This window comes from Streptomyces sp. NPDC046925 (genome assembly GCF_040644915.1).
In the GTDB taxonomy this organism is placed as follows: domain Bacteria; phylum Actinomycetota; class Actinomycetes; order Streptomycetales; family Streptomycetaceae; genus Streptomyces.
In genome coordinates this window covers 225,239-251,852 of sequence record NZ_JBEYWZ010000004.1, presented here as the reverse complement: position 1 = coordinate 251,852, position 26,614 = coordinate 225,239, and the positions used below count along the sequence as shown (strand labels likewise).

The 26,614-nt window shown below is 71.7% G+C and carries 18 protein-coding genes; 9 read left to right on the top strand and 9 right to left on the bottom strand.

The window, feature by feature from the left end:
• Nucleotides 1-36: 36 nt before the first annotated feature.
• Complete coding sequence (locus tag ABZ906_RS19500; RefSeq protein WP_361383906.1) at nucleotides 37-2,598, top strand: FtsX-like permease family protein; 2,562 nt, start codon at nucleotides 37-39, stop codon at nucleotides 2,596-2,598.
• 37 nt (nucleotides 2,599-2,635) lie between these two features.
• Here the strand turns inward: ABZ906_RS19500 and ABZ906_RS19495 are convergent, their stop codons facing one another.
• Nucleotides 2,636-4,249 (bottom strand): FAD-binding oxidoreductase, encoded by a 1,614-nt coding sequence (locus tag ABZ906_RS19495; RefSeq protein ID WP_361383903.1) that lies wholly within the window; start codon nucleotides 4,247-4,249, stop codon nucleotides 2,636-2,638.
• A 66-nt stretch (nucleotides 4,250-4,315) separates the two neighbouring features.
• Between ABZ906_RS19495 and ABZ906_RS19490 the strand changes: the two genes are divergently transcribed.
• Nucleotides 4,316-4,936, top strand: a complete 621-nt coding sequence (locus ABZ906_RS19490; RefSeq protein ID WP_361383900.1) for a TetR/AcrR family transcriptional regulator — start codon at nucleotides 4,316-4,318, stop codon at nucleotides 4,934-4,936.
• Between the two features lie 171 nt (nucleotides 4,937-5,107).
• On the opposite strand, the gene ABZ906_RS19485 is transcribed toward ABZ906_RS19490, so the two are convergent.
• Entirely contained in the window at nucleotides 5,108-5,353 is a 246-nt protein-coding gene (locus ABZ906_RS19485; RefSeq protein ID WP_361187448.1) for a hypothetical protein, read from the bottom strand.
• Nucleotides 5,354-5,519: 166 nt separating this feature from the next.
• Here ABZ906_RS19485 and ABZ906_RS19480 point away from each other — a divergent pair, with 166 nt between their 5' ends.
• From ABZ906_RS19480 to ABZ906_RS19455, 6 genes are all read left to right on the top strand, one after another.
• Nucleotides 5,520-6,464, top strand: coding sequence for a hypothetical protein (locus ABZ906_RS19480; RefSeq protein WP_361383897.1), 945 nt, complete (start codon nucleotides 5,520-5,522; stop codon nucleotides 6,462-6,464).
• Nucleotides 6,465-6,747: 283 nt separating this feature from the next.
• Nucleotides 6,748-8,073, top strand: coding sequence for an MFS transporter (locus ABZ906_RS19475; RefSeq protein WP_361383894.1), 1,326 nt, complete (start codon nucleotides 6,748-6,750; stop codon nucleotides 8,071-8,073).
• A gap of 162 nt (nucleotides 8,074-8,235) precedes the next feature.
• The gene (locus tag ABZ906_RS19470) at nucleotides 8,236-9,453 is read left to right on the top strand and encodes a helix-turn-helix domain-containing protein (protein WP_361383891.1); all 1,218 of its coding nucleotides are present in this window, start codon (nucleotides 8,236-8,238) and stop codon (nucleotides 9,451-9,453) included.
• 146 nt (nucleotides 9,454-9,599) lie between these two features.
• Nucleotides 9,600-11,084: a long-chain fatty acid--CoA ligase gene (locus ABZ906_RS19465; protein WP_361383888.1), complete on the top strand. Its 1,485-nt coding sequence runs from the start codon at nucleotides 9,600-9,602 to the stop codon at nucleotides 11,082-11,084.
• Nucleotides 11,081-12,514 (top strand): carboxylesterase family protein, encoded by a 1,434-nt coding sequence (locus ABZ906_RS19460; protein WP_361383885.1) that lies wholly within the window; start codon nucleotides 11,081-11,083, stop codon nucleotides 12,512-12,514. The genes ABZ906_RS19465 and ABZ906_RS19460 overlap by 4 nt, the downstream gene beginning before the upstream one ends.
• A gap of 87 nt (nucleotides 12,515-12,601) precedes the next feature.
• Entirely contained in the window at nucleotides 12,602-13,480 is an 879-nt protein-coding gene (locus ABZ906_RS19455; RefSeq protein WP_361383882.1) for an SGNH/GDSL hydrolase family protein, read from the top strand.
• A gap of 97 nt (nucleotides 13,481-13,577) precedes the next feature.
• On the opposite strand, the gene ABZ906_RS19450 is transcribed toward ABZ906_RS19455, so the two are convergent.
• Both ABZ906_RS19450 and ABZ906_RS19445 read right to left on the bottom strand, forming a co-directional pair.
• Nucleotides 13,578-16,367 carry a glycosyl hydrolase gene (locus tag ABZ906_RS19450; protein ID WP_361383879.1) on the bottom strand — a complete coding sequence of 930 codons (2,790 nt, stop codon included), beginning with the start codon at nucleotides 16,365-16,367 and terminating at the stop codon, nucleotides 13,578-13,580.
• Nucleotides 16,368-16,733: 366 nt separating this feature from the next.
• Entirely contained in the window at nucleotides 16,734-18,782 is a 2,049-nt protein-coding gene (locus ABZ906_RS19445; protein WP_361383876.1) for an NB-ARC domain-containing protein, read from the bottom strand.
• A gap of 255 nt (nucleotides 18,783-19,037) precedes the next feature.
• On the opposite strand from ABZ906_RS19445, the gene ABZ906_RS19440 reads away from it, so the two are divergent.
• Nucleotides 19,038-19,238: a hypothetical protein gene (locus ABZ906_RS19440; RefSeq protein ID WP_361187471.1), complete on the top strand. Its 201-nt coding sequence runs from the start codon at nucleotides 19,038-19,040 to the stop codon at nucleotides 19,236-19,238.
• 73 nt (nucleotides 19,239-19,311) lie between these two features.
• Here ABZ906_RS19440 and ABZ906_RS19435 read toward each other — a convergent pair whose 3' ends face one another.
• The 5 genes from ABZ906_RS19435 to ABZ906_RS19415 form a co-directional block, all read right to left on the bottom strand.
• Nucleotides 19,312-21,153 (bottom strand): RICIN domain-containing protein, encoded by a 1,842-nt coding sequence (locus tag ABZ906_RS19435; protein WP_361383873.1) that lies wholly within the window; start codon nucleotides 21,151-21,153, stop codon nucleotides 19,312-19,314.
• A 103-nt stretch (nucleotides 21,154-21,256) separates the two neighbouring features.
• On the bottom strand, nucleotides 21,257-23,260 hold the full coding sequence (locus ABZ906_RS19430; RefSeq protein ID WP_361383870.1) for a hypothetical protein: 2,004 nt from the start codon (nucleotides 23,258-23,260) through the stop codon (nucleotides 21,257-21,259).
• Entirely contained in the window at nucleotides 23,257-24,162 is a 906-nt protein-coding gene (locus ABZ906_RS19425) for a carbohydrate ABC transporter permease (RefSeq protein WP_361383867.1), read from the bottom strand. The genes ABZ906_RS19430 and ABZ906_RS19425 overlap by 4 nt, the downstream gene beginning before the upstream one ends.
• Nucleotides 24,159-25,124 carry a sugar ABC transporter permease gene (locus tag ABZ906_RS19420; protein WP_361383864.1) on the bottom strand — a complete coding sequence of 322 codons (966 nt, stop codon included), beginning with the start codon at nucleotides 25,122-25,124 and terminating at the stop codon, nucleotides 24,159-24,161. Before ABZ906_RS19420 ends, ABZ906_RS19425 begins: the two co-directional genes overlap by 4 nt.
• 141 nt (nucleotides 25,125-25,265) lie before the next feature.
• Nucleotides 25,266-26,570 (bottom strand): sugar ABC transporter substrate-binding protein, encoded by a 1,305-nt coding sequence (locus ABZ906_RS19415; protein ID WP_361383861.1) that lies wholly within the window; start codon nucleotides 26,568-26,570, stop codon nucleotides 25,266-25,268.
• Nucleotides 26,571-26,614: the final 44 nt, after the last annotated feature.

Sequence of the window (26,614 nt, the reverse complement as noted above, 5' to 3'; positions counted from 1 at the left end):
CGCCCCGCCGAGCCCGCCTCCCAGGATCCGCCCCGCATGTTCCGTACCTCTTTGCGCAACGTCTTCGCGCACAAGGCCCGCCTGGCCATGACCGTCCTCGCTATCTGCCTGGGTGTCGCCTTCGTCAGCGGCACCCTCGTCTTCGCCGACTCCTCGGCCGCGGCCTACCGCGCCGCCGCCTCAGAGAACTTCGCCGGCATCGCCGTCAGCGTCACCCCGAAGGACCCACCGCCGGGAGCAGCCGTCGACCAGCGCTCCCCCGCACTGGACGACACCCTGGTCAGGAAGCTGGCGAAGGTCCCCGGCGTCGCCGCCGTGCGCCCCACGGCCGACGGCTCGGCCGTCCTGAACGCGGCGGACGGCACCCCGCTGCGGACCGGCAAGGCGTGGGCCAATTTGGGATCGGCCTACGTACCGGGCACCGACGGCAAGGACAGCCGCTACCCCCTGGTCGACGGCCGTGCCCCGCGCGACGGCGGCGAACTGGCCCTGGATCACGGGACGGCATCCGCCGGGCACCTGCGCCTCGGTGACCTGGTCACGGTGGCCACCGACGGCCCGGTCATGAAAAAGCGACTTGTCGGCATCGTCAGCACGAAAGACACGCGGGTGACGGCCGGCGGCACCCTCGCGCTGTTCGACAAGGCCGGCGCCCAGCGGCTGTTCGCCTCCCGCGGCCACTACACCGGCATCGATGTGTCCGCGTCCGCCGGCACCGATCCGTTCGAGCTGTCCCGCCGGATCGAAGACGTGCTGCCAGCCGACCGGGCCGAAGCCATCACCGGCCGCGCGCAGGCCGCCCAGCAGGCGACGAACGTCGACACCATGAATCGCGGCTACGAGAAGATACCCATGATCTTCGCCGGGGTCTCGCTGTTCATCGGCTCGTTCCTCGTCGTCAACACCTTCACGATGCTGGTGTCCAGGCGCGTCCGGGAGATCGCGCTGCTGCGGGCGATCGGAGCCGGGCGCCGCCAGGTGGTCCGCTCCCTTCTCCTGGAGGCCCTGCTGATCGGCCTTGCCGCGTCGGCGGCCGGATTCCTGCTCGGCCTGGGCATCGCCGCCCTGCTCCCGGACGTGTTGGGCACCGGCGGGGACACGCTGCCCGACGGGCCCCTGGTGATCGGAGCGCGCCCTGTCCTCGCGGCGCTCGGCGTGGGAGTCGGGGTGACCGTGCTCGCCGCCTGGCTGCCCGCGCGCAAGGCGGCCAAGGTCGCCCCCATCGAGGCGATGCGGGTGGCCGAGCAGCCGCCTTCCGCCGCCCGCTCCCGCCTCCGCGGCGTGCTGGGGCTCGCCCTCCTCGCCGTCGGCGCCGGAGTGCTGGTCTCGCTCACCGGGGCCGAAGACGCCTCGGAGGGCAACCTCCAGAGCGCCATGCTCGGCTGCGCCGTCCTCGTCGCCGCCCTGATCGTCCTCGCGCCGCTGCTGGCCGCCCCGGTGATCCGTCTGGCCGGACGCCTCACCGGACGCTTCGGCGTCATCGGTCATCTCGCCCGGGAGAACGCGCTGCGCGATCCGCGGCGGACCGCCGCCACCGCCGCCACTTTGATGATCAGTACGGCGTTGGTCGCCGGGCTCGCCGTCATCGGCAACTCCACCGGACAGGCTCTCGACCGTCAGACCGCGGCCGGTCTCGGCGCCGACTACGTCATCGGCACCCGCACACCCACGACCGGCATCGACAAGGACGGCGTGCGGCGGGTGGCCGACAGCCCCGGGGTGCGGTCCGCTGCCGCGGTCTCCGACTCCACGCTGTTCGTCGGCGGCCGCGTCCAGGAGATCTCCGGCGTCGACCCGCAGACCGCCGGGGCCACCATGAAGCTCGACTTCGTCAGCGGCTCCCTCAAGGACCTCGGCCCGGGCAGAATCGCCCTCTCCGACACCCTGGCGCGCGAGCAGGGCGTGCGCGTGGGCGGCACACTCACCGCCTCCATGGGCCGCGCCCAGAAGGCCGGGCCGTACACCGTCGTCGGCATCTACCGGGACAACCCCACCGCGCGCGACGCGCTGGGCGCCCGCGTCGAGGTCCAGCACCACAGCTACAAGCCGGGCTCCGTGCAGCGGATCCTGGTCCGCACCGACAGCGGCGCGACTTCAGGCACCCGGGATCAGCTGCGTACCGCCGTCGGCAACAGCCCGCTGCTGAAGGTGCAGGACCGCGAGGAACTCGTACGCGAGGCGGCCGGTGCCGTGGGCAACCTGCTGACGCTGATGTACGGGCTGCTGGCCATCGGGGCCGTGATCTCCGTGCTGGGCATCGTGAACACCCTGGCCATGTCGGTCGCCGAGCGCACCCGCGAGATCGGTGTCCTGCGCGCCATCGGCATGGGCCGCTCCGCGATCCGGCGGATGATCCGCCTGGAAGCGGCGACCGTGGCCGCGTTCGGCACTCTTCTCGGCCTGGCGGGAGGGGTGTTCGGGGCGTGGGCGGTCGGCGCGCTGGCCAACGGCGCGATGGAGCAGTACACGTTGTCCCTGCCGTGGGGCACGCTGCTGCTCGTATGCCTGGCGTCCCTGGCGATCGGCACGCTCGCTGCCGCGCTGCCGGCCCGCCGGGCGGCTGCGCTCAGCCCGCTGGAGGCCGTCTCGGAGGCCTGAGACGTCGCGCCCGCAGGCTGGAGGGACAGTGCGCGCGTCAGGCGGTGCGCAGCGGATCGATCACCGCGCCGGGGTTGAGGATGCCTGCCGGGTCGAGGACCTGCTTGCCGGCCCGCAGGGCGGCGGCGAAGAGGTCGGGGCGCTGCTGGTCGTACCAGGGCCGGTGGTCGCGGCCGACCGCGTGGTGGTGGGTGATGGTGGCGCCCGTGGTGACGAGCGCCCCGGAGACGGCCTGCTTGATCTCGTCCCACTGCTCGACGGTCCGGCCCCACCGGCCCGCGGCGTAGATGCCGAAGTAGGGCGCGGGGCCGTCCGGGTAGACGTGGGTCAACCGGCATGTCACCACGCCCTCCGCGCCCACCTGGCGCATGGCGTCCCGCGCGGCGTCGCTGACGGCGGCGCGCACGGCGTCGAAGCGGTCCCAGGTGCAGGCCGTCTCGAAGGTTTCCACGATCATGCCCTGGGCGGCGAGAGCGTCCCGCTGGTACGGCATCCGCACGAAGGAGGAGCGCCAGGTGTCGGCGGCCGCGGTGCGCGCGGCCCGGCCGGTTCTGTCGGTGTAGCGCGCCGGTTCGTCCAGGGTTCCGCCGTGGTCGCGGCACAGCTCCAGCGCGCGTTCCATCCAGGCGTCCACGGGGTGGTCCGCGGATTCGAAGCCGAGGACCAGGACGGCGGTCGCGGAGCCCGCGTTGATCAGGGCCTCCATGGGGTCGAGGAGGCGGCAGTTGGCCGGGGCGAGGCCCGACTGGGACAGGGCGCGCACCGCTCGCACGCCCGCGTCGTACCGCGCGAAGGCGACCGAGGCGCCCGCCCGCCACCGCGGCCGGTCCTGCAGGCGCACCCAGGCCTGCGTGATCACACCGAGCGAGCCTTCGGAGCCGAGGAACATGCGGTCGGGTGACGGTCCCGCTCCCGAGCCGGGCAGGCGGCGCGACTCGACGACGCCGGAGGGGGTGACGACCCGCAGTGATTCGGTGAGGTCGTCGATGTGGGTGAGGTGGGTGGCGAAGTGCCCGCCGGCCCGGGTGGCCAGCCAGCCGCCGAGGCTGGAGAACTCGAAGGACTGGGGGAAGAACCGCAGGGTGTAGCCCTTCGGCCGCAGTTGCTCCTCCAGGCGCGGGCCCAGGACACCGGCCTGGACGAGGGCGGCCCGGCTGGTGGCGTCGACCTCCAGCACCCGGTCCATCGATGTGAGGTCGAGGCTGACCGCTCCGGTGTACTGGTCGCCCACCCGGGGTTCGACGCCGCCCACCACCGAGGTCCCGCCGCCGAAGGGTATGACCGCGATGTTCGCCTCGTGGCACCAGTCGAGTACGTGGACGACCTCGTCTTCCGAGGTCGGGCGCACGACGAGGTCGGGTACGTGGGGCAGCTTGCCGAGGAGGGCCCGTACGACGTCGCGGAAGGCCTGCCCGTGACTGTGCGCCAGGCGGTCGCGCACGTCGGCGGAGACGAGCGCGGACAGCGAGTCCGGCGCCTTGATCCTGCTCGCCCCCACGCCGAACGCCTCGGGCGGAGGGGCCTCATGGACGGTCAGATCCGCGTTCGGCAGCAGTTCGGCGGTGCGGCGGGTGAGCTCATCGCGTTCGGTTCCGGCGACCGCGTCCTCGACGTTTCCCCAGCCCCACCACGAACGCGTCTTGCCCTCCATGGCCCGCACCGCCTATCTGAACGCAGGGTAAGTTACCTGGCGGTCACCTTGGCATAGGGTACGGACATGGGCAAGCAAGAGGCAGGCACGCGCGGCGTCGGCACCAAGGGAATGCCGCGCAAGGAGCGGGAGCAGTTGATCCTGGACGCGGCGGCCGACGAGTTCGGCAGGAAGGGCTACGCGCGCGGGTCCACCGCACGGGTGGCGGCGCGGGCCGGCATCACCAAGCCCCTGATCTACGAGTACTTCGGTTCCAAGGACGGCCTCTACCTGACCTGCCTGAAGCAGGCCGGCACCCGTCTGGTGGCCGCCGTGGAGGACGCCGGGGAAGGACCCTCGGACATCACCCGCGCCGCGCGCACCCTCGCGGCCCTCTTCCACACCCTCGAGTCGCGGCTGCACGACTGGGAATTGGTCTACGACGCCACGCTTCCGGCGGAGGGCGAGCTGCACGCGGCGGCCACCGTCTACCGGCGCGAGCTGAACCGTCTGGGCGCGGACGGCGTGGGCGAGTTCCTCCGTTCCTCCCCGGCCGACGACCCGCTCGACGCCGACCTCGCCACACACCTCTGGTACGGGACGGTGAGCGCCGCGGTCGCCTGGTGGCGCCACCATCCCGAACAGAGCGCCGCCCAGATGACGGCCCGCTTCGAGCGGATCGTCGCCAGGCTCGGCCCCGGAAGCTGATTCGGAGAGGGCCAGGGCGCGGACCACGGCAACACCGCCAGCCCCGCCGATGCCGCCAACACTCACGCTAAAGCTGAGGTTGAGGGATGGGTGTCAAGTCACTCGATATGCCCATCATTCATCCTCCTCCCCCCTGGCCCCCTTGTGCCGACCCCGGCCCCGGCCCCGCGTTCACCGGCGAGGCCGACGCGTGGGGCCGGGGGCTTGGAGGCCGTGCAGGAGAGTGAGCAGGACCGCCAGGCGATGGGCGCGCAACCGCTCCGCGGCCTTCGGCTCGCCTCGGGGCACGTCCGACTGGCTGAGGGCCTTGCGGGTGGCGTGTGCGGCGAGCAGCCCGAGGAGCAGCCGTGTCAGTGCGCGGCTCGCGGCCGCGCAGGCCAGGAGCCACAGGGCCCAGCCGGTACAGGTGGTGAGCATCGCCGACCGTCCTTCTGCGAGGGAGCTGAGCTGCCCGGTGTACCGCCGGAGGCCCGCGCTCCGATGCCCCGCAGGAGCGTGGAGTTGAGGGGCGCGCGGCGCGTACCGGCCATCTCCACGCACCCGGGGGGTTGTTGGCCGTGTCCCCGGCCGAGAGCATGCGCGGATGAAGAACAGGGACGACAGCGATGCCCCGGACGACCGGCACGAGCCGCGCACGCACCGCAGGAAACGGGACCTGCCCTTCCCCTACAACCAGGACCTGTCCGGGATCCTGCCGCACCTCAACCGACGTACCGTCTGGGGTCGCGCACGGCTGGCGAACCACCGCGTCACGGCCTCGCTCCTGGCCGCCGGGATGCGGCTGCTGGAGCAGCACTTCGGTCCGTGCGCCGAGCGCCCGGTCACCAGCAAGAGCCTGCTGCTCGGCCCGCTGTCGCAGCGCAGCGTGGCCGAGGCGTTCGGTCACAACCCCGCGCCCTTCGACCGCCATGGCGATGGCGCGGGGTTGCTGCGGGACCGCTGGACGCCGTACTCGAACTTCGTCGTCGATCTGATCAACTTCGCGGTGTGGAAGGAGAACTACCGCCCGGAGTTCCGCACCCACCGCGACGCGAACACCAGGCGCCTGGTGCACGGGTGCGACGGCCGCGACTTCGTGCGCGCCGTCCACGACATCGCCCACCGGCACACCACGGAAGGCATGGACCTGCCCTCCGTACGACTCGGCCTGGCCCTCATGACCGTGGCCGACGCCGACGAGGAAATCGCACGGATCACCTCCGGCATCTACGCCGCCTACCTGGGCTCGTGGAAGGAGCTGTACGCGGCCGTGCTGCGTGAGCGCGGGCTGCGCCTGCGACCGGGGCTCACCCTCGACGACCTGGCCGACGCCCTGTCCGCCGCCAACGACGGCGTGACCCTGCGCGCCCTGGGCGATCCGGCCTCCGGTGTCGTGGACGACGCCCGCCGGCGCTCCCTGACCGGCACCATCACTCTCGCCGTCATCCACGCCTTCCTCGAACCGGCGGACGAAGCCAGCGGCCTGTCCCTGGAACAGGCCGTCGCGACCCGCTTCGGCGGACGGGCCCGGTCGTCGGCCGGGCAGTGAACGTCAACGACCTGGCGGCCGTGCTCCCCCAGGCGGAGGGAGGACGATCTTGCTCTTCCGGCTGACGGCGGGAGCGGTGAAGCAGCGGACGGGCGGCGGCGTGCCGGTGCCCATCCGGCCGCCGCGCATGGTGGGCACCTGCACATGGCCGGGGCGTTCGGCCGTCCCCGAAGCTGAACGTCCACGAGCGACGCACCCCCGCAACCGCTGAGCGGCGGCGTGCGCACCGCTCCCCCACCCTCACGGCCTGCTGCGCGCGTCCGCGCCCGCGGGAAGGACTCCCATGCCCACACCCTCCGAAGCGGTCCACTCGATCGCCACCCGCAGGGCGATGCGCCGGCTGCTGCCGCTGCTCGGTCTGGCGTACTTCATGTCGTACGTGGACCGCACGAACGTCGCGCTGGCCAAGACACAACTCGAGGCCGACATCGGCGTCAGCGCCGCCGCGTACGGGCTCGGCGCGGGCGTCTTCTTCATCAGTTACGCGCTCCTGGAAGTGCCCAGCAACCTGGTGCTCTACCGGGTGGGGGCCCGGGCCTGGATCGCGCGCATCGCGATCACCTGGGGTCTGGTGTCGGCGGCGATGATGTTCGTGCAGGGCGAGGCCTCCTTCTACGCCCTGCGCTTCGCCCTCGGCGCCGCCGAGGCCGGCCTGTACCCGGCGCTGATGTACACGGTGACGCTCTGGTTCTCCCAGCAGCACCGCGTCACCGTCGTCGGCCTCATCTACACCGCGCCCGCCGCGGCGACCATCCTGGGCGCCCCGGCCGGCGGCGGCCTCATGGCCCTCGACGGTGCCGCCGGGCTCCAGGGCTGGCAGTGGATGTTCCTGGTCGAGGGTCTGGTGACCGTCGCCGTCGGCGTGCTGGTGTGGATCGCCCTGCCCAGCCGCCCGCAGGACGCCCGCTGGCTCTCGCCCGAGCAGGCCGCCGCCCTCTCGGAGCGTGCCGCGGGCAGCGAGCCCTCGCCGCACCGGCTGCGCGGCAACCTGAAGCGGGCCTTCGGCCGCCCGGTGGTGCTGCTGCTCGCCGGCACGTACTTCGTGAACCAGCTGGTGGGCTCCGCGGTCGGCTTCAACCTGCCGTCCATCGTGGAGGGGCTCGGCGTCCAGGGCTCCCTGTCGATCGGCCTGGTCACCGGCAGCATGGGCGTGGCCATCCTCGCCGGAGTCCTGTTCTTCCCCTGGCTGCACGGCCGCATCGGCAACGACAGCGGGCTCATCGTGCTCTGCGCCGTCGCCGGGACGGCCGCCATGGGCGCCTATCTGCCCGCCGACTCCGCGGGGGCCCGCTACGCGCTGCTCTTCGCCGCCAACTTCTTCCTGACCGGCACGCTGCCCCTGTTCTGGTCCGTGGCGATGTCGCGGATGTCGGGCCTGATGGCCGCCGCGGGTCTTGCCTTCATCAACACCGTCGGCCTGCTGGGCGGCTTCTTCGGCCCGATGGTCTTCGGTCTGATCGAGGGGCGTACCGGCAGCGACCGCACCCCGTTCGTCTTCGTCGTCATCGCGGGCCTGGCCGGCATCGCCCTGGCCGCTCTCCTGAAGCGGACCGTGGGCCGCGAGGACGGGGCGCTGCCGGCCCGGATCCCGGTGGCCGTCGCCGACTGACCGGGCGACGACCGGCCCGTGACGCCTCTCGGTGCGCCGCTTCCCCGCCGTCCGGGGCCGGCGTGCCGAGGGGCGCTCGCTGTGCGGCTGCCCAACGCCTGATCCGGCGGCTTGGGCGGCCGCATGATTTCAGCCATCGCGGCGGGTGTTTATCCTTCGGCCATGAACGCCGCCACGAACGCCGCGATGAACTCCGCCGTGAACGAGGAGATGGCGCTGCGCCGCGAGCTGGCCCTCACGCTGGTGGAGGACATCGACGGGCTCGTCGACAAGCTGGCGGCCGACATCTGCGCCCACAGCACGACCTACGCCAGCGGCAGCCCGGTCTCCCGCGAGGATCTGCGCCTTGTCCTGCGCGGCAACATGGAGCTGGCCCTGCACGAGTTCGGCGGGATGGCCACCGATCACCGGTTCGAGACGGTCGCGGCCGAGAACGGGCGGCTGCGCGCCGAACAGGGCATGCCGCTGGACACCGTCCTGCGGGCCTACCGGCGCGGCGGACGGGTCCTGTGGCAGGCGATGGCCGACTGGATGCGCGACCGCTCGCCCGCCCAGCAGCGCCTGGTGGGCGACATGGCCGGCGCGGTGTGGGAGACCATCGACCGCTTCTCCTCCGCGATGGCCGACGCCTACCGGCTGCGCACCCTTGAGCTCCTGCACCGCGAGACATCGCGGCGCGGCGCCCTGTTCGAGGCCCTCCTCGACGGCCGGGGCGGCGACCCCGCGGTGGCCTCCGCGGCGGCCACGGCCCTGGGGGTGCCCCGCCATGGCCGGTATGTGGTGGTCGTCATCGCCCAGGACGCCCTCGACCCGGCGTCCCCGCCCGATCCCGGCCCCGCCCTGGAAACGCTGGGCGTGTGGTCGTTCTGGCGGCCCCGCGCGGAGATGGTCGCCGGCCTGGTCCGGGTCAGGGCGGCCGACTCCGCCCTGCTGGCCGACGTGCTGCGCGGCCAGGGTGTCTGCCGGGCCGGGATATCGCCGCCCTTCGAGGAGCTGCCCGCCGCCGCCCGGGGGCTGCGCCTGGCCCGACGCGCCCTGGACACCCTGCCGCCGGGCGGCGGCGAGGTCGCCTCCCTCGACGAACGCCTGGTGCACGCCGCGCTCGGCGCCGAACCGGAGATCGCCGAGCGGCTGGCCTCGCGCTACCTCGACGGGGTCCTGCGCAGCGGCGCCGAATGCCCGGTGCTCCTGGAGACCCTGGACGTGTGGCTCGACTCGGGCTGTTCCGCGTCCGCCGCCGCCACGCGACTGTTCTGCCATCGCAACACCATCCTCAACCGCATCAGCCGCGTCGCGGAACTCACCGGCTGGCCCGCCGACTCCGGCGAGGCCCGCCTCGGCTGGGCGCTGGCCCTGCGGGCCCTGGAGCTGGAGCGCTGACCACGTGCGTCCGCCCCGGCCGCGCGCGGTGCCGCTGCCCACCGCGGACACGGTGACGTTGGGCCCTTGCACATGGCCCCGCGCCCGCGGGGTGCCAGAAGCTGAGGCCGTCGGACACCACCGTTCGTACGCGCAAGGGAGCAACCGTGCAGTTGAGCGTCGCCAGCATCCTCAAGGAATCCGCCGCCCGCCATCCCGACCGGATCGCGGTCGTCGACGGCGACGCCCGTGTCTCCTACCGCTCACTGTGGCTGGAGGTCCTGCGCTTCGCGGGCCGGCTGCGCGCCCGGGGCGTCGGGCCGGGGGTGCGGGTCGCCCTGCTGCTGCCCAACACCACCGACTTCCCGCGCGCCTACTACGCGGTCCTCGCGGCCGGCGGCACGGTCGTGCCCGTACACGCCCTGCTCGTGGCCGACGAAGTGGCCTACGTGCTGCGGCACAGCGACTGCCGCGCGATCATCACCGCCGGGCCCCTCGAAGCCGTCGCGAAGGAGGCGGCGGCCGGGGCCGGCGTCGACGTGCTGGAAGTGACCACCGACGGCGAACCCCTGGAGAGCGTCGAGCCGCGCGACGCGGAGGACACCGCCGTGATCCTCTACACCAGCGGCACCACCGGCCGGCCCAAGGGCGCTCTGCTCACCCACGGCAATCTCGTGCTGAACGCCGGCGTCTGCGCCCAGGACCTGTTCGCCCTCACCCCCGATGACGTGGTCCTGGGCTGCCTGCCGCTGTTCCACAGCTTCGGCCAGTCCTGCGCGATGAACGCCGCCCTGCGCGCCGGCTCCGCCCTGGTGCTGTGCGCGCGGTTCACCGGCCCGGGCGCCCTGGAGCTGATGGCAGCCGAAGGCGTGACCGTCTTCATGGGCGTGCCCACCATGTATCACGCCCTCACCGAGACGGCGGAGCACGGCGCAGACCGCCCCGGCGGCCTGCGGATGGCCGTCTCGGGCGGCGCGGCCCTGCCCACGGCCCTGCTCGAACGCTTCGAGGCCGCCTTCGGCACCGTCGTCCTGGAGGGCTACGGCCTCACCGAGACCTCACCGGCCGCCCTCTTCAACCAGCTCGCCACCGGCCGCCGCCCCGGCACGGTCGGTCATCCCATCTGGGGCGTGGAGGCGGCCGTCGCCGATGCCGACGCCGAGGACCGGATCGTCCTCCTCGCGCCCGGCGAGGTGGGCGAGGTGGTGCTGCGCGGCCACAACATCTTCGCCGGGTACCTCGATGACCCGGCGGCGACCGCGGCCGCCGTCGTCGACGGCTGGTTCCGCACCGGCGATCTCGGCAGGCACGACACCGACGGCTATCTGAGCATCGTCGACCGCAAGAAGGACCTCATCATCCGCGGCGGCTTCAACGTCTACCCGCGCGAGGTCGAGGAGACCCTGGCCCGCCACCCCTCCGTCGCCCGGGTCAGCGTCCTTGGCCTGCCCGACGAGGCCAGGGGCGAGGAGATCTGCGCGGCCATCGTCCTGCGCCCCGGCGCCACCGACACCCCCGAGGACATCGTCGCCTGGGCACGCGAGCATCTCGGCAGGCACAAATACCCGCGTGTCGTACGCCTGTTGAACGACCTGCCGCTCGGGCCCAGCGGCAAGATCCTCAAGCGCGAGCTGAAGGAGACCTGCGCATGAGCACCGTCGACACCGCATCCGGCCCGGTGCGCGGCACCGTCGAGGACGGCATCGCCGTCTTCCGCGGCATCCCCTACGCGGCGGCGCCCGTCGGCCCCCTGCGGTTCGCTCCCCCGGCGCCCGTCCCGCCCCGGCACGACGTCCTGGAGGCCACCGCCTTCGGACCCACCGCCCCCAAGAACCCCTACGCGCCGCCCCTGGACGCGATCCTGCCCGACCCCGACATCCCCGGCGATAACTGCCTCAACCTCAACATCTGGACGGCCGCGCCCGAGGACGGCGCCCGTCCGGTCATGGTGTGGATCCACGGCGGCGCCCTGCGCAACGGCTCGTCCGCCGTGTCCACGTACGACGGCCGGGCCTTCGCCCGCGACGGCGTCGTGCTGGTCTCGCTCAACTACCGCCTGGGCATCGAAGGGTTCGGGGTCTTTCCCGACGCCCCTGCCAACCTCGGCCTGCGCGATCAGATCGCCGCGCTGGCCTGGGTGCGCGACAACATCCGCGCCTTCGGCGGCGACCCGGACAACGTCACCGTCTTCGGCGAGTCCGCCGGCGCCATCAGCATCGCCGCCCTGCTGGCCAGCCCGCACGCCGAAGGCCTCTTCCGGCGGGCGATCCTGCAGAGCGGCGCCCCCACGGCCCTCGACCGGGTCGCGGCGGCCGACACCACGCACGCCATCGCCCAGCACCTCGAAGTCCCCGCCACCGCGGCGGACTTCGCTCGCGTCGACCGCGCCGCGCTGCTCGCCGCCCAGCGGGCCGCCACCGCGGGCGGCACCCCGCTGACCGGCGGCCGCGGCTTCCACCTCGTCGTCGACGGCGACGTCCTGCCCGAGGACCCCGCCACCGCGCTCGCCCGGGGCGCCGCCGACGGCATCGACGTCCTGCTGGGCGGCAACACCGACGAATACCGGCTGTGGTTCGTGCCCAGCGGCTACGTCGACCGCGTCAACGAGGCCACGCTGTGGGCCGCCGTCCACGAGGGCCAGGCCCCCTGGCGGGCACCGGTCGTCTACGGCGCCGCACGGCCCGACGCGTCGCCCGGCGAGGTCTTCGGCGCCATCGTCACCGACAAGGTGCTGCGCGTGCCCCTCTACCGCCTCGCCGACGCCCGCACGGGCCGTCCCGGCCGGACCTTCGTCTACGAGTTCGCCTGGCCGTCCCCGCAGCACGACCTCGGCGCCTGCCACGCCCTGGAGATCGGCTTCGTCTTCGACACCCTCGACACACCCGACAGCCTGCTCCTCACGGGCGAGACGCCACCACGCCACCTGGCCGAGGCGATGCACCACGCCTGGGTCGCCTTCGCGAGCGGCGACGACCCCGGCTGGCCCCAGTGGGGCCCCGAGCAACCCGTCATGACGTACGGGGCCGACGGCGCCCGGGTCGTGCTCGCCCCCCGGGAACAGGAACGCCGCCTGTGGTCCTAGGGGCGCCCGCACAGCAACCCCTCCCCGACCCCGCCCCTCGGCATGCCCATCCACCCGCACAGCCCCACCACAAAAAGGGACACCGCCATGAAAACGCCCTCGCGCGCCCTGCTGGTCACCACCTTGCTCTGCGGAACCGCCCTCACGGCACCGACCGCCACCGCGGCGGCCGCGGCAGGAGGAGAGGACCGCCCCCAGTACGTGGCACTCGGCGACTCCTTCGCCGCAGCTCCGCTGGTGCGCCCCACCGACCTTGCCGACCCCAAGTGCCTACGCTCGCTGGCCGATTACCCGCATGTCGCCGCCGACGCGCTCGGCGCCGACCTGACGGACGTGAGCTGCTCCGGTGCCACCGCCGACCACTTCAGCACGTCGCAGCATGCCGGCACCGCGCCCCAGTACGACGCGCTCTCCGCCGACACCGACCTCGTCAGCGTCACGATCGGCGCCAACGACAGCGCCCTGTCCAAACTCACCGTCAGCTGTCTCAACGCCCTGCCGAAGCCGCTCGGCAAGAGCTGCGCGAAGGCCAACACCCGGGGCGGCACGGACCGGTACGGCAAGGCCATCGACGCCTGGGCCCCGAAGTTCGACGCCGTCCTCGACACCATCCGCCAACGCGCGCCCCACGCCAAGGTGTTCGTCGTCGGCTACGGCAAGTACTTCCGCGACGGAGGCTGCTTCCCCGTCCAGCCCTACTGGGGCCAGGACGCCGACTACATCCAGGCGAAGATCGACCAGGTCGGCGGGATACTGCGCTCCGCGGCCGCACGACACGGAGCGACATTCGTCGACGCCAAGGAACTCGGCACCGGCCACGACTCCTGCGCCCCCGCGGCAGACCGCTACATCGAAGGCGTCCGCTCCACCCGCGACGCGGCCCCCCTGCACCCCAACGCCGCAGGCTCCCGCGCCTACGGCCAGGCCCTGGCCGAGGCCGTACGGGCGGACACATCATCCCGGTGACGGCAGGCCGCCGGATCGTCCGCTGCCGCTCCCTGCCTGTTCCCGAAGGAGCGGCAAGGAGCGGCAGCGGATCTCTTATGTGGACACGGACCCGACGTCAGCCGAACGGAATCGTCAGGGTCGAGTCGGAGGTCCCGGTCCGGAGTTTCGCCGGGGCGTTGCCGATGGCCGACCACACCTCCAGGCGGACCGTGCCGTTCTTCAGGTTGCCCAGGGAGCCGGTCGCCGACTTGAGGCCGCGGCCCTCGCTGTAGGCCTCCCAGCCGTTCACCGGGTCGGTGGCGAAGTACTGGTAGGTCTCCGTGCGGTCGAAGGTGCCGTCGCCGGTGAGGTCGTAGCTGATCCTGGCCTGCTGGCCCAGGCCGACCGCGGTCCCGGCGTCCACCTGGAGGCGGAAGGTCGTGGACTTGCCTGCCGTGAGGGTGCCGTTGACCTTCTTCGCCTCGTAGACCTGCGGCTGGTTCGGGGTGCCGTCGTGGTTCGCGCCGCCCGCCGAGGCGAGGGTGTCGCTGCCCGCGGTGGCCCCGGTCGCCGTGGTGAGCGTGCCTCCGCCGCGGAGCTGGAAGACGTTGCCCGTGGGCGGGTCGGGGTCCGGGTCGCCGCCGCCCGTTCCGGTGCCCGTGGCCGTGGAGCGCGCCGGGACCGTGAGGGTCGCCCCGTCGGAGAAGGTGACCGTGCGGGACGAGGCACCGAAGTTGTGCGCCGCGTAGGTGCGTGTCGTGCCCTTGGTGAAGACCGCCGACGTCGGGATGTCGCCGGTGATGGTCGTATCCGGGGCGCCGAGGGTGTCCAGGGTGTTGATCCAGTGGTAGGTGTGCGCCTTGGACTCGCCCTGCTCGGGCGTGTAACCGGCGTTGCCCGCGTCCCACTTGGATTTGGCCGCCGCCGGGTCGGCGAGCGATTCGAATTCCCAGAGGATGTCGCGCCACTCGACGGCAGGACCGCCGTTCTCCCGCACCATCTCGGCGAGGTTGCGCCGGATCGCGGCCTTGTGTCCCGCCAGGTGCAGTGAGCCGCCGGTGATGGGCAGGGCGTTGATGCCGTGGATCTCCTCGGGGTTGGCCGTCCACCACGTGGCGTAGGCCGCTCCGCTGCCCCACACCATTCCGGCCGTGTCATGGCCGAAGCCGGAGGGGAAGACCTGCTCGTCGGCGTCGAACCAGTACTGGGCGATCGCCTCCGACTCGGTCGTCAGCAAGTAGGCGCCCAGGTCGCGGAGTTCGGCGTTGCCGGTGGCCGAGCCCCACAGTACGAGGGCGGCGCTGAGGTTGGTCGACTCCGAGGAGGATTCCTGGTTGTTGCCCGCGGCGAAGCCCTGGTGTCCGGAAGCCCAGCTGTGGCCCGCGTAGACGTCGAAGCCGCGCAGGAAGGGGAAGGCCGAGTCGCCGCGGGCGGGGTTGGCGGCGTCCTTGATGAGGGTTTTGACCATGCCGCCCCATGCCGAGTCGGCGGCCCAGGCCTGGTCGTACTGGGCGACGATCGCCGCCGCGTAGACGTAGTAGCTGTAGTGGAAGTGGTGGTCGTTGAGTTCGGTGTCGCTGCCGTACGAGGCCGGGTAGCCGGTCAGCGTCTTCCAGTCCTTGTCGTAGGAGAACTCGCTTGCGCCGCCCGCCGTGAACCACTCCTGGAGCCGGCCCTTGAGCAGGCCGAGGAGCTTGTCGCGGGTGCCGGTCTCGCCGATCTGGTCGGCGACGGGGACGAGTTGGGCGAGTCTGCCGAGGGCCTTGCCCGTCCAGTAGGTGTCGGTGGCGCCCGAGAAGGGGTCGGCCGCGTTCGCCACGTCGTCGAGGTAGCCCTTCAGGCGCGCCCGGTCGACACCCGAGGACTTCGGGAGCGCGGGCAGGACGGACGAGGACTTCTGGGTCGTGGTGAACGACGTGCTCTCGCGGACCTTCATCGTGCCGCGCGGCGACTTGTAGGTGTACGAGGTCAGCGCATCGCTCGTGTGCAGCCACTGGTGGCGGTAGAGCGCCTGGAGCGTGCCGGTCTCGCTGCCTTCCTGCGCCTGCGTGGTGAGGGTGTAGGTCGCCTTCACCGAGCCGGACGCGGAGGACCAGGTCGCCTTGGAGCCGGTGACGAAGCTGTAGGCGTACTTCTTGTACGTGGCGAGCGCGTCGGTGGAGGGCAGGACGGCCAGGGAGAAGTAGTCCTTGGAGCCCAGACCGGCGGTGATCGTGGAGCCGGAGACGTTCCAGTCGCTGCCGCTGGGGGCGAAGAGCGCGTAGTGGTGGCCGCCGACCGTGATGCCGAGGACGTTGCCCTGGTCAGCGAAGACGTTCGGCGCGCCGGCGGTGGTGATCTGGGCGTTGCCGCCCGAGCCCTTGGCGTAGACGTAGGGCAGGCCGTGGCCGATGGTGGTGCGCAGGGTCCGGGTGCCGTCCGACCAGTAGGGGGTGACGGTCCAGTCGGACCAGGCGTCGGCCTTGGTGTCCGCGGAGTTGAGGCCGCTCAGGCCGAGGGTGAGGTCGCGCTTGTGCGCGTACTCGTACTGGCGGCCATCGCCGACGACGGCGGCATCGGTGGGATAGCCGACCTCAAGGCCGCCGGAGACGGCCTGGTAGGTGAGCGGGTGTCCGTACATCGGGGTGGAGTACGGGTTGTCGCCGTAGCGCTGGAAGGCCAGGGAGGACCACCAGTCGTTGGTGGGGACCGGCTTGCCCTTGGCGGCAGCGGTGACCTTGGGAGTCACCGGGGTGCCGGTGTTGGTGGTGGGTCCGGAGGTTCCCGCGGGGCGGGTGTCGGAGTAACTGCCGGAGCCTACCGGCACGGTGGCTGCCGCCGCCGGGGTGGCGGCGGGGCCAAGCCCGATGGCGGCCAGGGCTGCGACCAGCACCAGGGCGGCGGCCGGTCTTCCGTGGGGGACGGGTCGTAAGCGGGGGTACGGCATGGACGGCACCTCAAACTCATGACGGGGAGGGCGTCTTGAGAGCGCTCTCAGATGTCGAGGAACGTAAAGCCAGCGCAAACCAGCGTCAATAGCTGGGGCAGGCGAGCGGTGGATGCCCGCCCCCGGACCGTCGCGCCTTCGAGGCTTGAAGAGACCCTCCGCCGACCGTCACTATCCGTTGGTATCAGACGCGTTGGAGCCAATGGGCACCACGGGGGCCGACACCTCTGACGCCCCGGTCGCGTCCAGGGGGCTGCACAGAACCGGGCCGATTGCCCGTGGCGGGGCCGGCACGGTCGTATAGCGGGGTACCCCGAGAGGCGGGCTGCCGTCGCGCGACTCCCCCGTGCCGCGCCACCGCCTGCCTCACCCTCCGCTGCGCAGCCTCCCCGAGATCGCCAGAGTCACGACGGTGCCCGGGCTTTCCTCGGCGCCGCGGTTGAAGGCTTCGTCGAAGGCCTCGTCTCCTATCATCGTGCGGGCCGACTGCCAGCACTCTTCGCGCAGGTCACGCAGTTCGGGGGTGCCGCGCTGGGAGTGCCCCACCGACCGCCAGTAGGTGTGGCCGCCTCCGGAGACCAGGGCTGCCGTTTCGCCGTCTCCGCGGGCCGCGGCCGCCGCGGCCAGGACGTCGAGGCCCAGAGCGATGCCAAAGCTGTCGCCCAGCCGCCGCTTCCCTTCCAGCATGGCGCGGGCGTGTTCGGCTGCGCGTGCGGGCCTGCCCCGGGCCAAGGAGAGCAGCGCGAGCTGGTAGTCGGCGTACGCGCGGGTCCAGCATTCCCCGTGGGCGAGGCAGTCGGCGCGCAGCGCCGTCGCGTACTCGGTCGCCGTTTCCAGGTGTCCGAGGCCGGTGAGCGCGAACACCTGGACCAGGTTGCAGCGCAGCATGGACGCCGAAGCGAAGGCCGGTCCGGGGGCTTGGCGCATGGCCTGCTCGACGACCGCCTGTGCCCTGCTCGCCTCGCCCTGGAGCAGGTGCGTGACGCCCAGCAGGTACGCGGCGGCCAGGCCCTCCTCGGTGTTCCCGGCGCGCGCCGCGTCCCGCGCGCAGCGTGAGCCGATCTTCGCTGCTTCGTCGTGCTCGCCTTGCAGGACCAGCACCACGCCAAGAGCCCAGCGCGCCCGTCCGTGATACGGGCTGGAATCGGCGTGTGCCAGCAGGGCCTGCTCCAAGTAGGTGCGGGCTTCGGGCAGATGGCCGCAGCAGCTCCAGAAGAAACCGACCAGACCGGCCAGTTCGACCGCCCGCGGTGGCTCGTTCGCCAGCAGATGGTCGAGCGCCGCGCAGAGGTCGGTGTGTTCGAGGGCGATCTTCTGATACCACTCGACCTGGTCGGGGCCCGCCCAGGCCGTGTCCGCGGATCGGGCGAGGCCCAGGAAGTAGTCGGCGTGCCGGTCGGCCGTGGACCGGTCCTCCCCCAGCTCTCCGAGCCACATCGAGCCGTACTCCCGCACGGTGTCCAGCAGGCGGTAGCGGCCCGGCGTCGCACGAGCCACCACGGACTTCTCGACCAGCCGGGCAAGAACCGTGCTGACGCGGTCGCCGGACAGCGGGCCGCCCTCGCAGACGGCGCGTGCCGAGACCTCGTCGAAGGTACCCCGGAAGACGGAGAGCCTGGCCCACAGCAGGCGTTCCAGGGGCTGGCACAGTTCATGGCTCCAGCCGATCGCCGTACGCAGGGACTGGTGACGTCGGGGCCAGACGGGAGCGGGCGCGGCCAGATCTCCGAAATGGGCGCTCAGCCGGGCGGCGATCTCCCGCAGCGGCCTGTGCATCACCTGGGCCGAGGCCAGTTCGATGGCCAGGGGAATGCCGTCGAGCAGTCTGCAGATCTCCGCGGCGTCCTCGACCTGGGTCGCGCTTCTTCTCCTCAGGGCAGGGGCGACTGCCTCGGCGCGGGCGAAGAACAGGTCGAGGGCTTCGGTCTCGCAGGGCAGCGGCTCGAGGGTGATACGGACTTCCTCGCGCAGTTCCAGGGGCTGTCTGCTGGTGGCGAGGATCGTGAGGTGCGGGCAGGCGGCCAGCAAGCGGCTCACCAGGTTCTGGCAGGCGGGCACGAGGTGTTCGCAGGAGTCGAGGACCAGCAGCAGGCGCTTGTCGGACAGCCACTCGCAGAGGGCGTCGAGCCGCGGGTCGGCACTGTGGTCGGAGAAGCCGACGGTATCGGCCACCTTCGCCGTCAGCAGGCGTGCGTCCGGGATGGCTCCGAGGTCGACCCAGCGCGGCTCCCCAAGGCCTGCCATGTGCCGGTCCGTCATCTGGTGCAGGGCATGTATGGCCAGACGCGTCTTGCCGACACCTCCGATACCCGTCAGCGTGCTGAGCCGGCTGCTCGTCAGGGCCGAAGTCAGACGTTCCTCGTCGGTGTCCCGCCCGACGAACTGGTTGATCTCGACTGGTGTGTTGCCCAACATCCTCGCATTCTCCACCCTTTGGCATCTGCGCAGTTCCAGAGAGGTGAAACGGCCGCGGTCGGCGGGTGCGGCGCTATTGCGCCTGCGCCCTGCCTTCCTTGGGGTGGGCACCGGCGCGACCCCGATCGTCGCGGGCCTCACTCCAATGGTCCTTCCGAACCCTTCGCGTGTGCGCCAATCGCGGCGTGTCCCCCGGTGCGATGCGGTGGCGCCGCCGGTTCAGGGAAAGACGGGGAAGGAAGAAATGGGAGCAGAATGGTCGATGTCATCGTGTTGATCGGCGTGATTGTCGGTGCGTCCATGCAGATCCAGGCGGTGTGGGACATGGGCCGCACCGTGAACGAGGGTGAGGACAAGACCGCCGTACAAGCACAGGCGTTTGTTCTCGCGGCGGCAGGGTCCGTGATCGCTGTCGGCGCCCTGGGCTCCGCGCTGCTGTTCGCCCCCGGCTTCTGACCCGCCTGCCGCGAGAGGGCAGGACGCCGGAGTGTCCCGGGGCGATCTGCCCCGGGACACGCCCACCCCCCCGTCAGCCCTTGCGCGGGCCGTCGGTCTTGAGCGTCAGTGTCTGCTCGGCGGCGCTGCGGCCGTCACCGACCGGGTTCCGGGTGGTGTCGGTCCAGGCACGGGTCGGCGTCGTCTCGGTGAGCCGGTCCGGGGCATCGGACATTCCGAGCACCAGGCCGCTGTAGCGGTTGACCAGGCGGAACGTGCCGGTGGGCTTGCCGTCGGCGGTCGAACCGGGGATGACGAACCACTGCTGGCCCACGGTGGGCTTGCCGCCGGGTGCCGACGTCACCGTCATCTTGGCTGCCCAGGCGCGGCCCGCGTTCTTGGTGGAGTCGACGCCGATCAGCTTCCCGGTGGCGGCGTTGGTGATGCGGTAGGAGCCGTCGCCGCCCGGCGTGAAGACCCAGCGGCTGCGGGCGCCGGTGTCGCCCGCGGGCAGCGAGGTGGTGTTCTGGCTGCCGGCCGTCTGGGAGAGGACACGGCCCGTGCCGTTGCCGATCGTGTAGGCAGTGTCGGCCTTGACGGGGGCGGCGGGCTCGCTGGTGGTGAGGGTGGTGTCGTAGTACTCGCCGTCCTTGCCGTCCGAGCACTGGAAGGAGCAGTAGCTGCGGAAGTTCTTGCCGACGACCGTGGAGCCGGTCTTGTTCACGGAGTCGAGCATCCAGCGGTACCAGGAGCCCGACTTGTAGTCGCCGGAGTCACCGATGAGCTTCCACTTCTGCGTGGCAAGGTTGTCGGTGACGTAGAACCGCTGGGGTTCCTTGCTGTCCTGGGTGATGGCTTCGGGCTGTCCGACATACAGCCCCAGGTAGGCGTTGTAGGCGATGTTCATGGTCAGCAGGTCGGACTTCGCGGGCAGTTCACCCGCGTCCTGCTGCTCCTTGACGGTGCCGTCGTTGGCCGGGTCGTAGTCGTCGGCGACGGGCGTGTATCCCGTGCCGTTGTGCGCGTCGACCGGCTCCATGTTGCTCTCCATACCGCCGACACCCGGCTGGGACCACGTGCCGTCGTACCACTTCTTCCAGGAGCCCGGCGCCATCTTCGCGGACATCGGGGCGCGCGCCACATGGGCCCGGCTACCGTCGGTCCAACCGCCCGGTACGCCGCCCTTCGGGATGGCCCGCGAGTTGTAGTAGACGTAGAAGTAGCCGGAGGCGGTGTCCACGAAGAGCCGCGGGTCGCCGTTGCCGTAGTGGTAGAGGTCGTTGGGGAAGGCCGCGTCGTCGCCGCGCTCGGTCGAGTACGGCGAGGTGAGGACGTGGTCCTTGATGTCCCAGGTCTTGCCCTGGTTCGTGGAGACGGCGTAGTCGATCGCGTCGTAGTGCAGGCCGTCGCCGAAGGGCTTGGGGGTGAACTCGTTGTGGACCAGGCCGTACCAGTCGCCGGTGTCCGGATCGACCCACACGCCCAGCAGGTCGCAGTAGTTCTTCTGCGCGTAGTGCGCGGTGTCGGGGGCGTTCGTGGCTTCGCGGCCGGTGGGGCTGTTGTTGCACCGCCAGGTGGTGTCGTTGTTGCGGTCCTTGGCGTTGGCCGGGTTCACCGCGTCGCTCAGCTTCGCGTCACGCGTCGCCGCGTCGAAGTCCTTGCCGGTGTAGAACGTCCACTTGCGGGGGTCGTTCGCGGCGTACAGGGCGTGCGCGGACTGGTAGTGGAACGTGCCGTCCTTGTCGATGTACGTACTGGCGGGTGTGTCGTCGGGGTTGGTCCACGCACCCTTGTCGCCGACGCTGACGCCGTAGGAAGGGGCGTGTGCGGAGGCGGACGCCGGGTCGGAGGCCGGGGCGGCCGCCAGGGTGCCGGCAAGGACCGCGGCCGTCGCGGCGAGCGCACCGGCGATCCTCGTTCTCGAACGAGCTGACACAGGTTCTCCTCTCGTGGTCGGACCGCTCGTGGGGCTGGGGGGAGCGGCCCGCGGGTCGATGTCCTTTGCGCCCCGTACGGGTGGCCGGTACGGGGCGGGCGGTTCACCAGGTGATGACCGTCCAGCCCCGGTGCGGCAGGGCGGGTTCGAGTTCCAGCAGGCCGCCGGCCGCCGTGGTGGCGGCCTGCTGGGGTGCGGCGAGCGGTGCGAGCACGGTGGCGTGCACCGTACGGGCGGCTGCGGGCAGGTGGATGCGCGGGTGGGCGGCATCGGCGCTGCCGTTGACCACTGCCAGTTGGTGGATGTCGCCGGATCGCGTCGCGTGCGGGATCAGGTGGGGTGCTCCGCTCACGAGCGGGAGGCGGGGGGTGTCTCCTTCCAGGAAGCGGATGGTGGTGTGGAGCAGCCGTTGGCCTTCGTCGCTGCGGGCCAGTTCGGCGGGCGCCGTGGCGGCCAGGACCGCGACGCGTCCGCCGAGTGCGTTGACGAAGTGGCAGCGTCCGGCGCCCCAGTCGCGGCCGTCGGGTGTCTGGATCTGTGTCAGAACACGGGTGCCGGGCAGTGGTTCGAGGCGGGCGAGGGCGGGCTGGACGTCCACGCTCAGGAGTACGCCTTCGTCCGCCGGGGCGTCGGCGGTCACCCGCTCGACGGCGTACGGTCCCGGCTCGGTCCGCCCGGAGCGGGCGACCGGTTCGCCGGTGCGCACCCCCGTCAGGTCCGCGAGCCCGCGCTGCGCGAGGATGTGCGCGGCCGCCCCGTCGAGCAGCACTCCCCCGCGCAGCAGGGTGCGCAGTTCGTCGTCGTCGAAGGTGTGGGCGAGCGGGCCGAAGAGGGCCTGGACGGGGGCGGGTCCGGCGGTGACCGGGACGCCGTAGCCCAGGAGGAAGTCCGCGGTCGCCGAGGGATCGGCCGCAAGCTCGTCGAGCGTGCCCGTCGCGTTCGGCAGCCGGACGGCGGTGTCGGGCCGCCAGGGCAGTCCGACACCCAGCGGCAGGGCCTGCTGGGTTCGGTGTTCGGCGAGCCAGTCCAGGGCGGGTCGCGAGCGGCGCAGCAGTCGGTCGATGCGCGGGAAGGATTCGGCGCGCTCGGCCCGGGTGGGGTGGACGTTGAGCAGCAGGGCATCGGCACCGCAGAGTTGGGCGGTGACCATCTCCGCCCAGGTCTGGGTGTCCGACTTCGACCACGTGGTGTGCGGCCAGTTCTCGATCTCGGGCTCGCAGGCCACCTGCCGCGGGCGCAGGGCGCGCTGGGCCTCCAGGGACCAGAGCGCGGAGGTCAGGCTCCGCGCCGGGGTGTCGGAGTAGGGCGCGAAGTGCGGCCGGTGGGTCACCTCGCGCCCTGCCGACAGGGCAGCGAACAGGGCCGCCCAGTCCCGCCCTTCCACGGAGTGCATGGCCGGAGCGGAGCTCATGAGGCCCAGCTGCGAGCGGCCTCCGGAGCGCTCCTGGACCACCTGCGCAAGGCCCTGAGCCACCTCCAGCTGGGCCGTGCGCCACACCTGCTGCAACAGCCCGCGCCAGGGGTGCGGCTGCCCGGGAGCGGTGACGGCCGCGACCGCCTGCTCGCGGGAGACGGGTTCGCCCGCCAGGTCGGACAGGCGCTCCAGCATGAGCGGCTCGAAGCCGCCGCCCCAGTCCAGCGGCGCGTGGTTGTGGAAGCGGAAGTCGTCCTCCACCCACAGCACCCGGAAGCCGAGGCCCGCGAAGAGCCCGTAGTGCGCGTACAGCCAGCGGCGCCAGCGCGGGCAGGCGAAGGACGCCTGGGCGGTCGCCGGCCTGCCGGTCGGCGAGACCATGGGCGCGAAGCCGAGCGCGTCGAACCGGCCCCGGTCGGCGTGGCCGACGGTGACCCAGGGGTTGAGACTGACGTCCATTCCCGCCCCGGCCAGGATCTCCCGGGCTTCGGCGACCGCGTCGAACCAGCGCGCCTCGTCCGATCCCGCGAGGTGGCCGGTGTACAGCTGCTCGGCCCCGAGGAGCAGCACCACTTCGTCGACGCCGTTCTCGCCGCACACCTTGGCCAGGGCGCCCGCCCTGGCGGCGATGTCGTCGCCGGGGCTCAGCTGGAAACGCAGGTGATAGCGCGCCCGCCGGGCGCCGGGGGTCATTTGAGGCTCCCCGCGACGAGGCCGGAGCGCCAGTGGCGCTGCAGGCTCAGGAACAGCAGCACCAGCGGGATGACCGAGACCAGCGCGGCCGTGATGACGACGTTGTAGGGCACTGCCGAGCCGATGCCGCGCTGGGCCTGCCAGCCCACGATGCCCACGGTGACCGGCTGCAGTCGGTCATCGGCCAGCATGAGCACCGGCAGCAGGTAGTTCGTCCACACCGTGACGAACTGGAACAGGAACATCGTCACCAGGGCGGGTGACATCAGCCGCAGCGCGATGGTGACGAAGACGCGCGCCTCCCCCGCGCCGTCCATGCGGCCCGCCTCGATCAGTTCGTCAGGTACGGACGCGGCGGCGTAGATCCGCGCCAGGTAGACGCCGAAGGGGCTGACGATGCTGGGCAGCAGCACACCCCAGTAGGTGTTGACCAGGTGGACCTGGGAGAACATCAGGTACAGCGGGATGGCGAGCAGCGGCTGCGGTATGAGGACCGCGGCGAGCACCGCGTTGAAGGTGAACTCCCGGCCGCGGAAGGAGTACTTGGCCAGGGCGTAGCCGGCCAGCGCGGAGATGAGGGTGCTCAGGGCCGCGCCGCCCGCCGCGTACAGGGCGCTGTTGAGCAGCCAGCGCGAGAAGATGCCGCCCTGTGCGGTGAAGACCGCGCGGACGTTGTCGGCGAGCGCGAAGTCGCCGAACCAGAAGCCGTTGCCGGTGAAGAGACCGGAGCTGGTCTTCGTGGCGGAGACGACCAGCCACCACACCGGCAGCAGGAAGTAGCCGGCGCTCAGCAGCATCACGGCCAGGACCAGCCACCGGGACAGTGCCAGCGGCGGGCGGGCGGTGCGCGCCGGGACCGCGGCGGCGGGCTCGGCGGGGCGGGTGAGGGTCTGGAGCGTCACAGGGCCGCTCCTCGTCGCTGGACGAACTTCAGGAAGCCGAAGGACAGCACCAGCGTCAGGAGCGCCAGGATCACCGACTGGGTGGCTGCGTAGTTGAAGTCCCCGGAGTTGACCGCCGCGTAGGCGGCCGAGATGGGGGTGTAGTCGCTGGAGAGGTTCGGGGCGACGTTGTGCAGGATGGCCGGCTCGTTGTAGAGCTGCGCGGTGCCGATGATGGAGAACACGGTCGTCAGTACGAGGGCCGGGCGGACCATGGGGACCTTGATGCGCCAGGCGATGGCGAACGCGGAGCAGCCGTCCATGCGGGCGGCTTCGCTCAGTTCGGCGGGGATGGCCTGTAGTGCCGCGTAGATGATCAGCATGTTGTAGCCGGTCCAGCCCCAGGTCAGCATGTTGCCGATGACGGGCGCGAGCATGCCGTCGGATGTCAGGTCCAGGTGCAGGCCCAGGCTGTCGGCCGCCGCGCTGATGGGGCTGAGACGGGGCGCCACCAGGAACGACCACATGATCGCCCCGATGACGCCGGGCAGCGCGTACGGGAGGAAGTAGGCGAGCCGGAAGAACCGTTTGAACAGCGTCTGGCGGGCGTCGAGCAGCAGGGCGAGGCCGAGCGCGAGGCCCAGCATCACCGGTACCTGTACCGCGCCGATGAGCAGTACGCGCAGCAGTGAGCCGCGGAAGGCCTCGTCGCCGAGCGCGGTGAGGTAGTTGCCGAGGCCGGCGAAGCTCGTGGTGGGCTCGGTCAGGCCCAGGCCGGAGCGCTGCTGCTCGTACAGGCTCTCGAAGAGCGTGTAGCCGATGGGGGCCAGGTACAGGCACATGAACAGCGCGGCGAAGGGAAGAAGGAACAGCCAGGCGGTCCTGGCGCGGCGGCGGTTGTGCCGCGAGGGGCGGCCGGGTGGCGCGGCCGGCCGGGGTGCGGAGGCCAGGGGTGTGGCCGCCGCGGGGGCGGAGAGGGTCACGGGGAACTCCAGTGGGCGGAAGGTGGCGCTCGGGCCTCGGGTCAGCAGGCCTCGGGCCAGCGGGCCTCGGACCTCGGGCCTCGGATAAGCGGGTCAGCGGGTCAGCGGGTCAGCGGGTCAGCGGGTCAGCGGGTCAGCGGGTCAGCGGGTGGTGACGTTCAGGCCCTGGCGCTTGAGCTCGCCGACGGTCTTGCTCTGCACCCCGGCCAGGACGTCCGGCAGCGGGCTGCCGCCCTTTCCCGCGCGTCCCAGGCCGTCGGAGAGGTCCGTCGAGGCCTGCGTCATCGTGGGACCCCACTGCCAACTGGTGTCGATGTGAGCGGACTCCCGCTTGAACACGTCGTAGATCTTCTGGCCGCCGTAGAAGGGGTCCGGCTTGTCCAGGGCGGGGTGGCTCTGCCCTGCGGTGGCCGCGGGATAGATGCCGGCGGCCTTGATCAGGGTGCTCAGGCTGTCCTTGTCGGTGCTCATCCACATCGCGAACTCGGTTGCCTGCTCGGGGTACTTGCAGCCCTTCATGACCGCGGTGGCCGAGCCGCCGTCGTTTCCGTGCGCGGGCTTGTCCGCGTCCCACACCGGCATCGGCGCCACCGCCCACTTCCCGGCGGTGCCCTTCGCGCTGGAGGCCAGGATCGGCGCGTTCCAGACCGCGTTGACGTCGGAGAGGACCTTGCCCGCACCCATGTCCTTGTACAGCGAGGGATCGAAGCTGGGGTGGGCCTTGAGGAGCTTGTCGTCCAGGAGCCCCTGCCAGTAGCCGGCGACCTTGGTGTTGGCGGAGCTGCCGAAGGAGACCTGCCAGGCGTCGTTCCTGGTGCCGAACCACTTGGCTCCGGCCTGCCAGGCCAGGCCCGCATAGGTGTAGGGGTCGTTGCCGAAGGTGCCCAGATACACGTCAGGGTCGGCGCGGTGCACCTTCTCGGCGGCGGCCCGGTACTCCTTCCAGGTGGCCGGCGGCTTGTCGATCCCGTACTTCTCGAACAGGTCCTTGCGGTAGAACAGCCCCATGGGCGCGGTGTCCAGCGGCGCACCGAAGGTCTGGCCGGCGATGGTCACCTGGTTCCAGGTCCACTGCGCGAACTTTTTCTTGTGGGCAGCGGCGTACTCGGAGACGTCTTGAAGTGCTCCCGCGGCGGCGAAGCTCGGTATCGTCTCGTAGCCCACCATCGCCAGACACGGCGCGTTACCGGCCTTGGCCGCGGTGAGCATCTTGGTGTAGCCGCCCTTGGTGCCCGACGCCGTCTTCTGGAAGTTGACCTGGATGTCGGGATGGGTCTTGTTGAACCGGGCGACGGCCTCCTCGTAGCCCGGCGTCCAGCCCCAGAAGTCGAGTGTGACCTTCTGTCCGGCGGCGCTGGATCCGCCGTCGCCGGACGAGCACCCCGCCACCAGGACCATGGCACCGGCGACTGCCAGCGCCCCTGCCCGCATCCGCCGCACCTTCATGTCATCTCCTTGCCGTAATTAGTTCGGCTAGGATCTGAAATAAA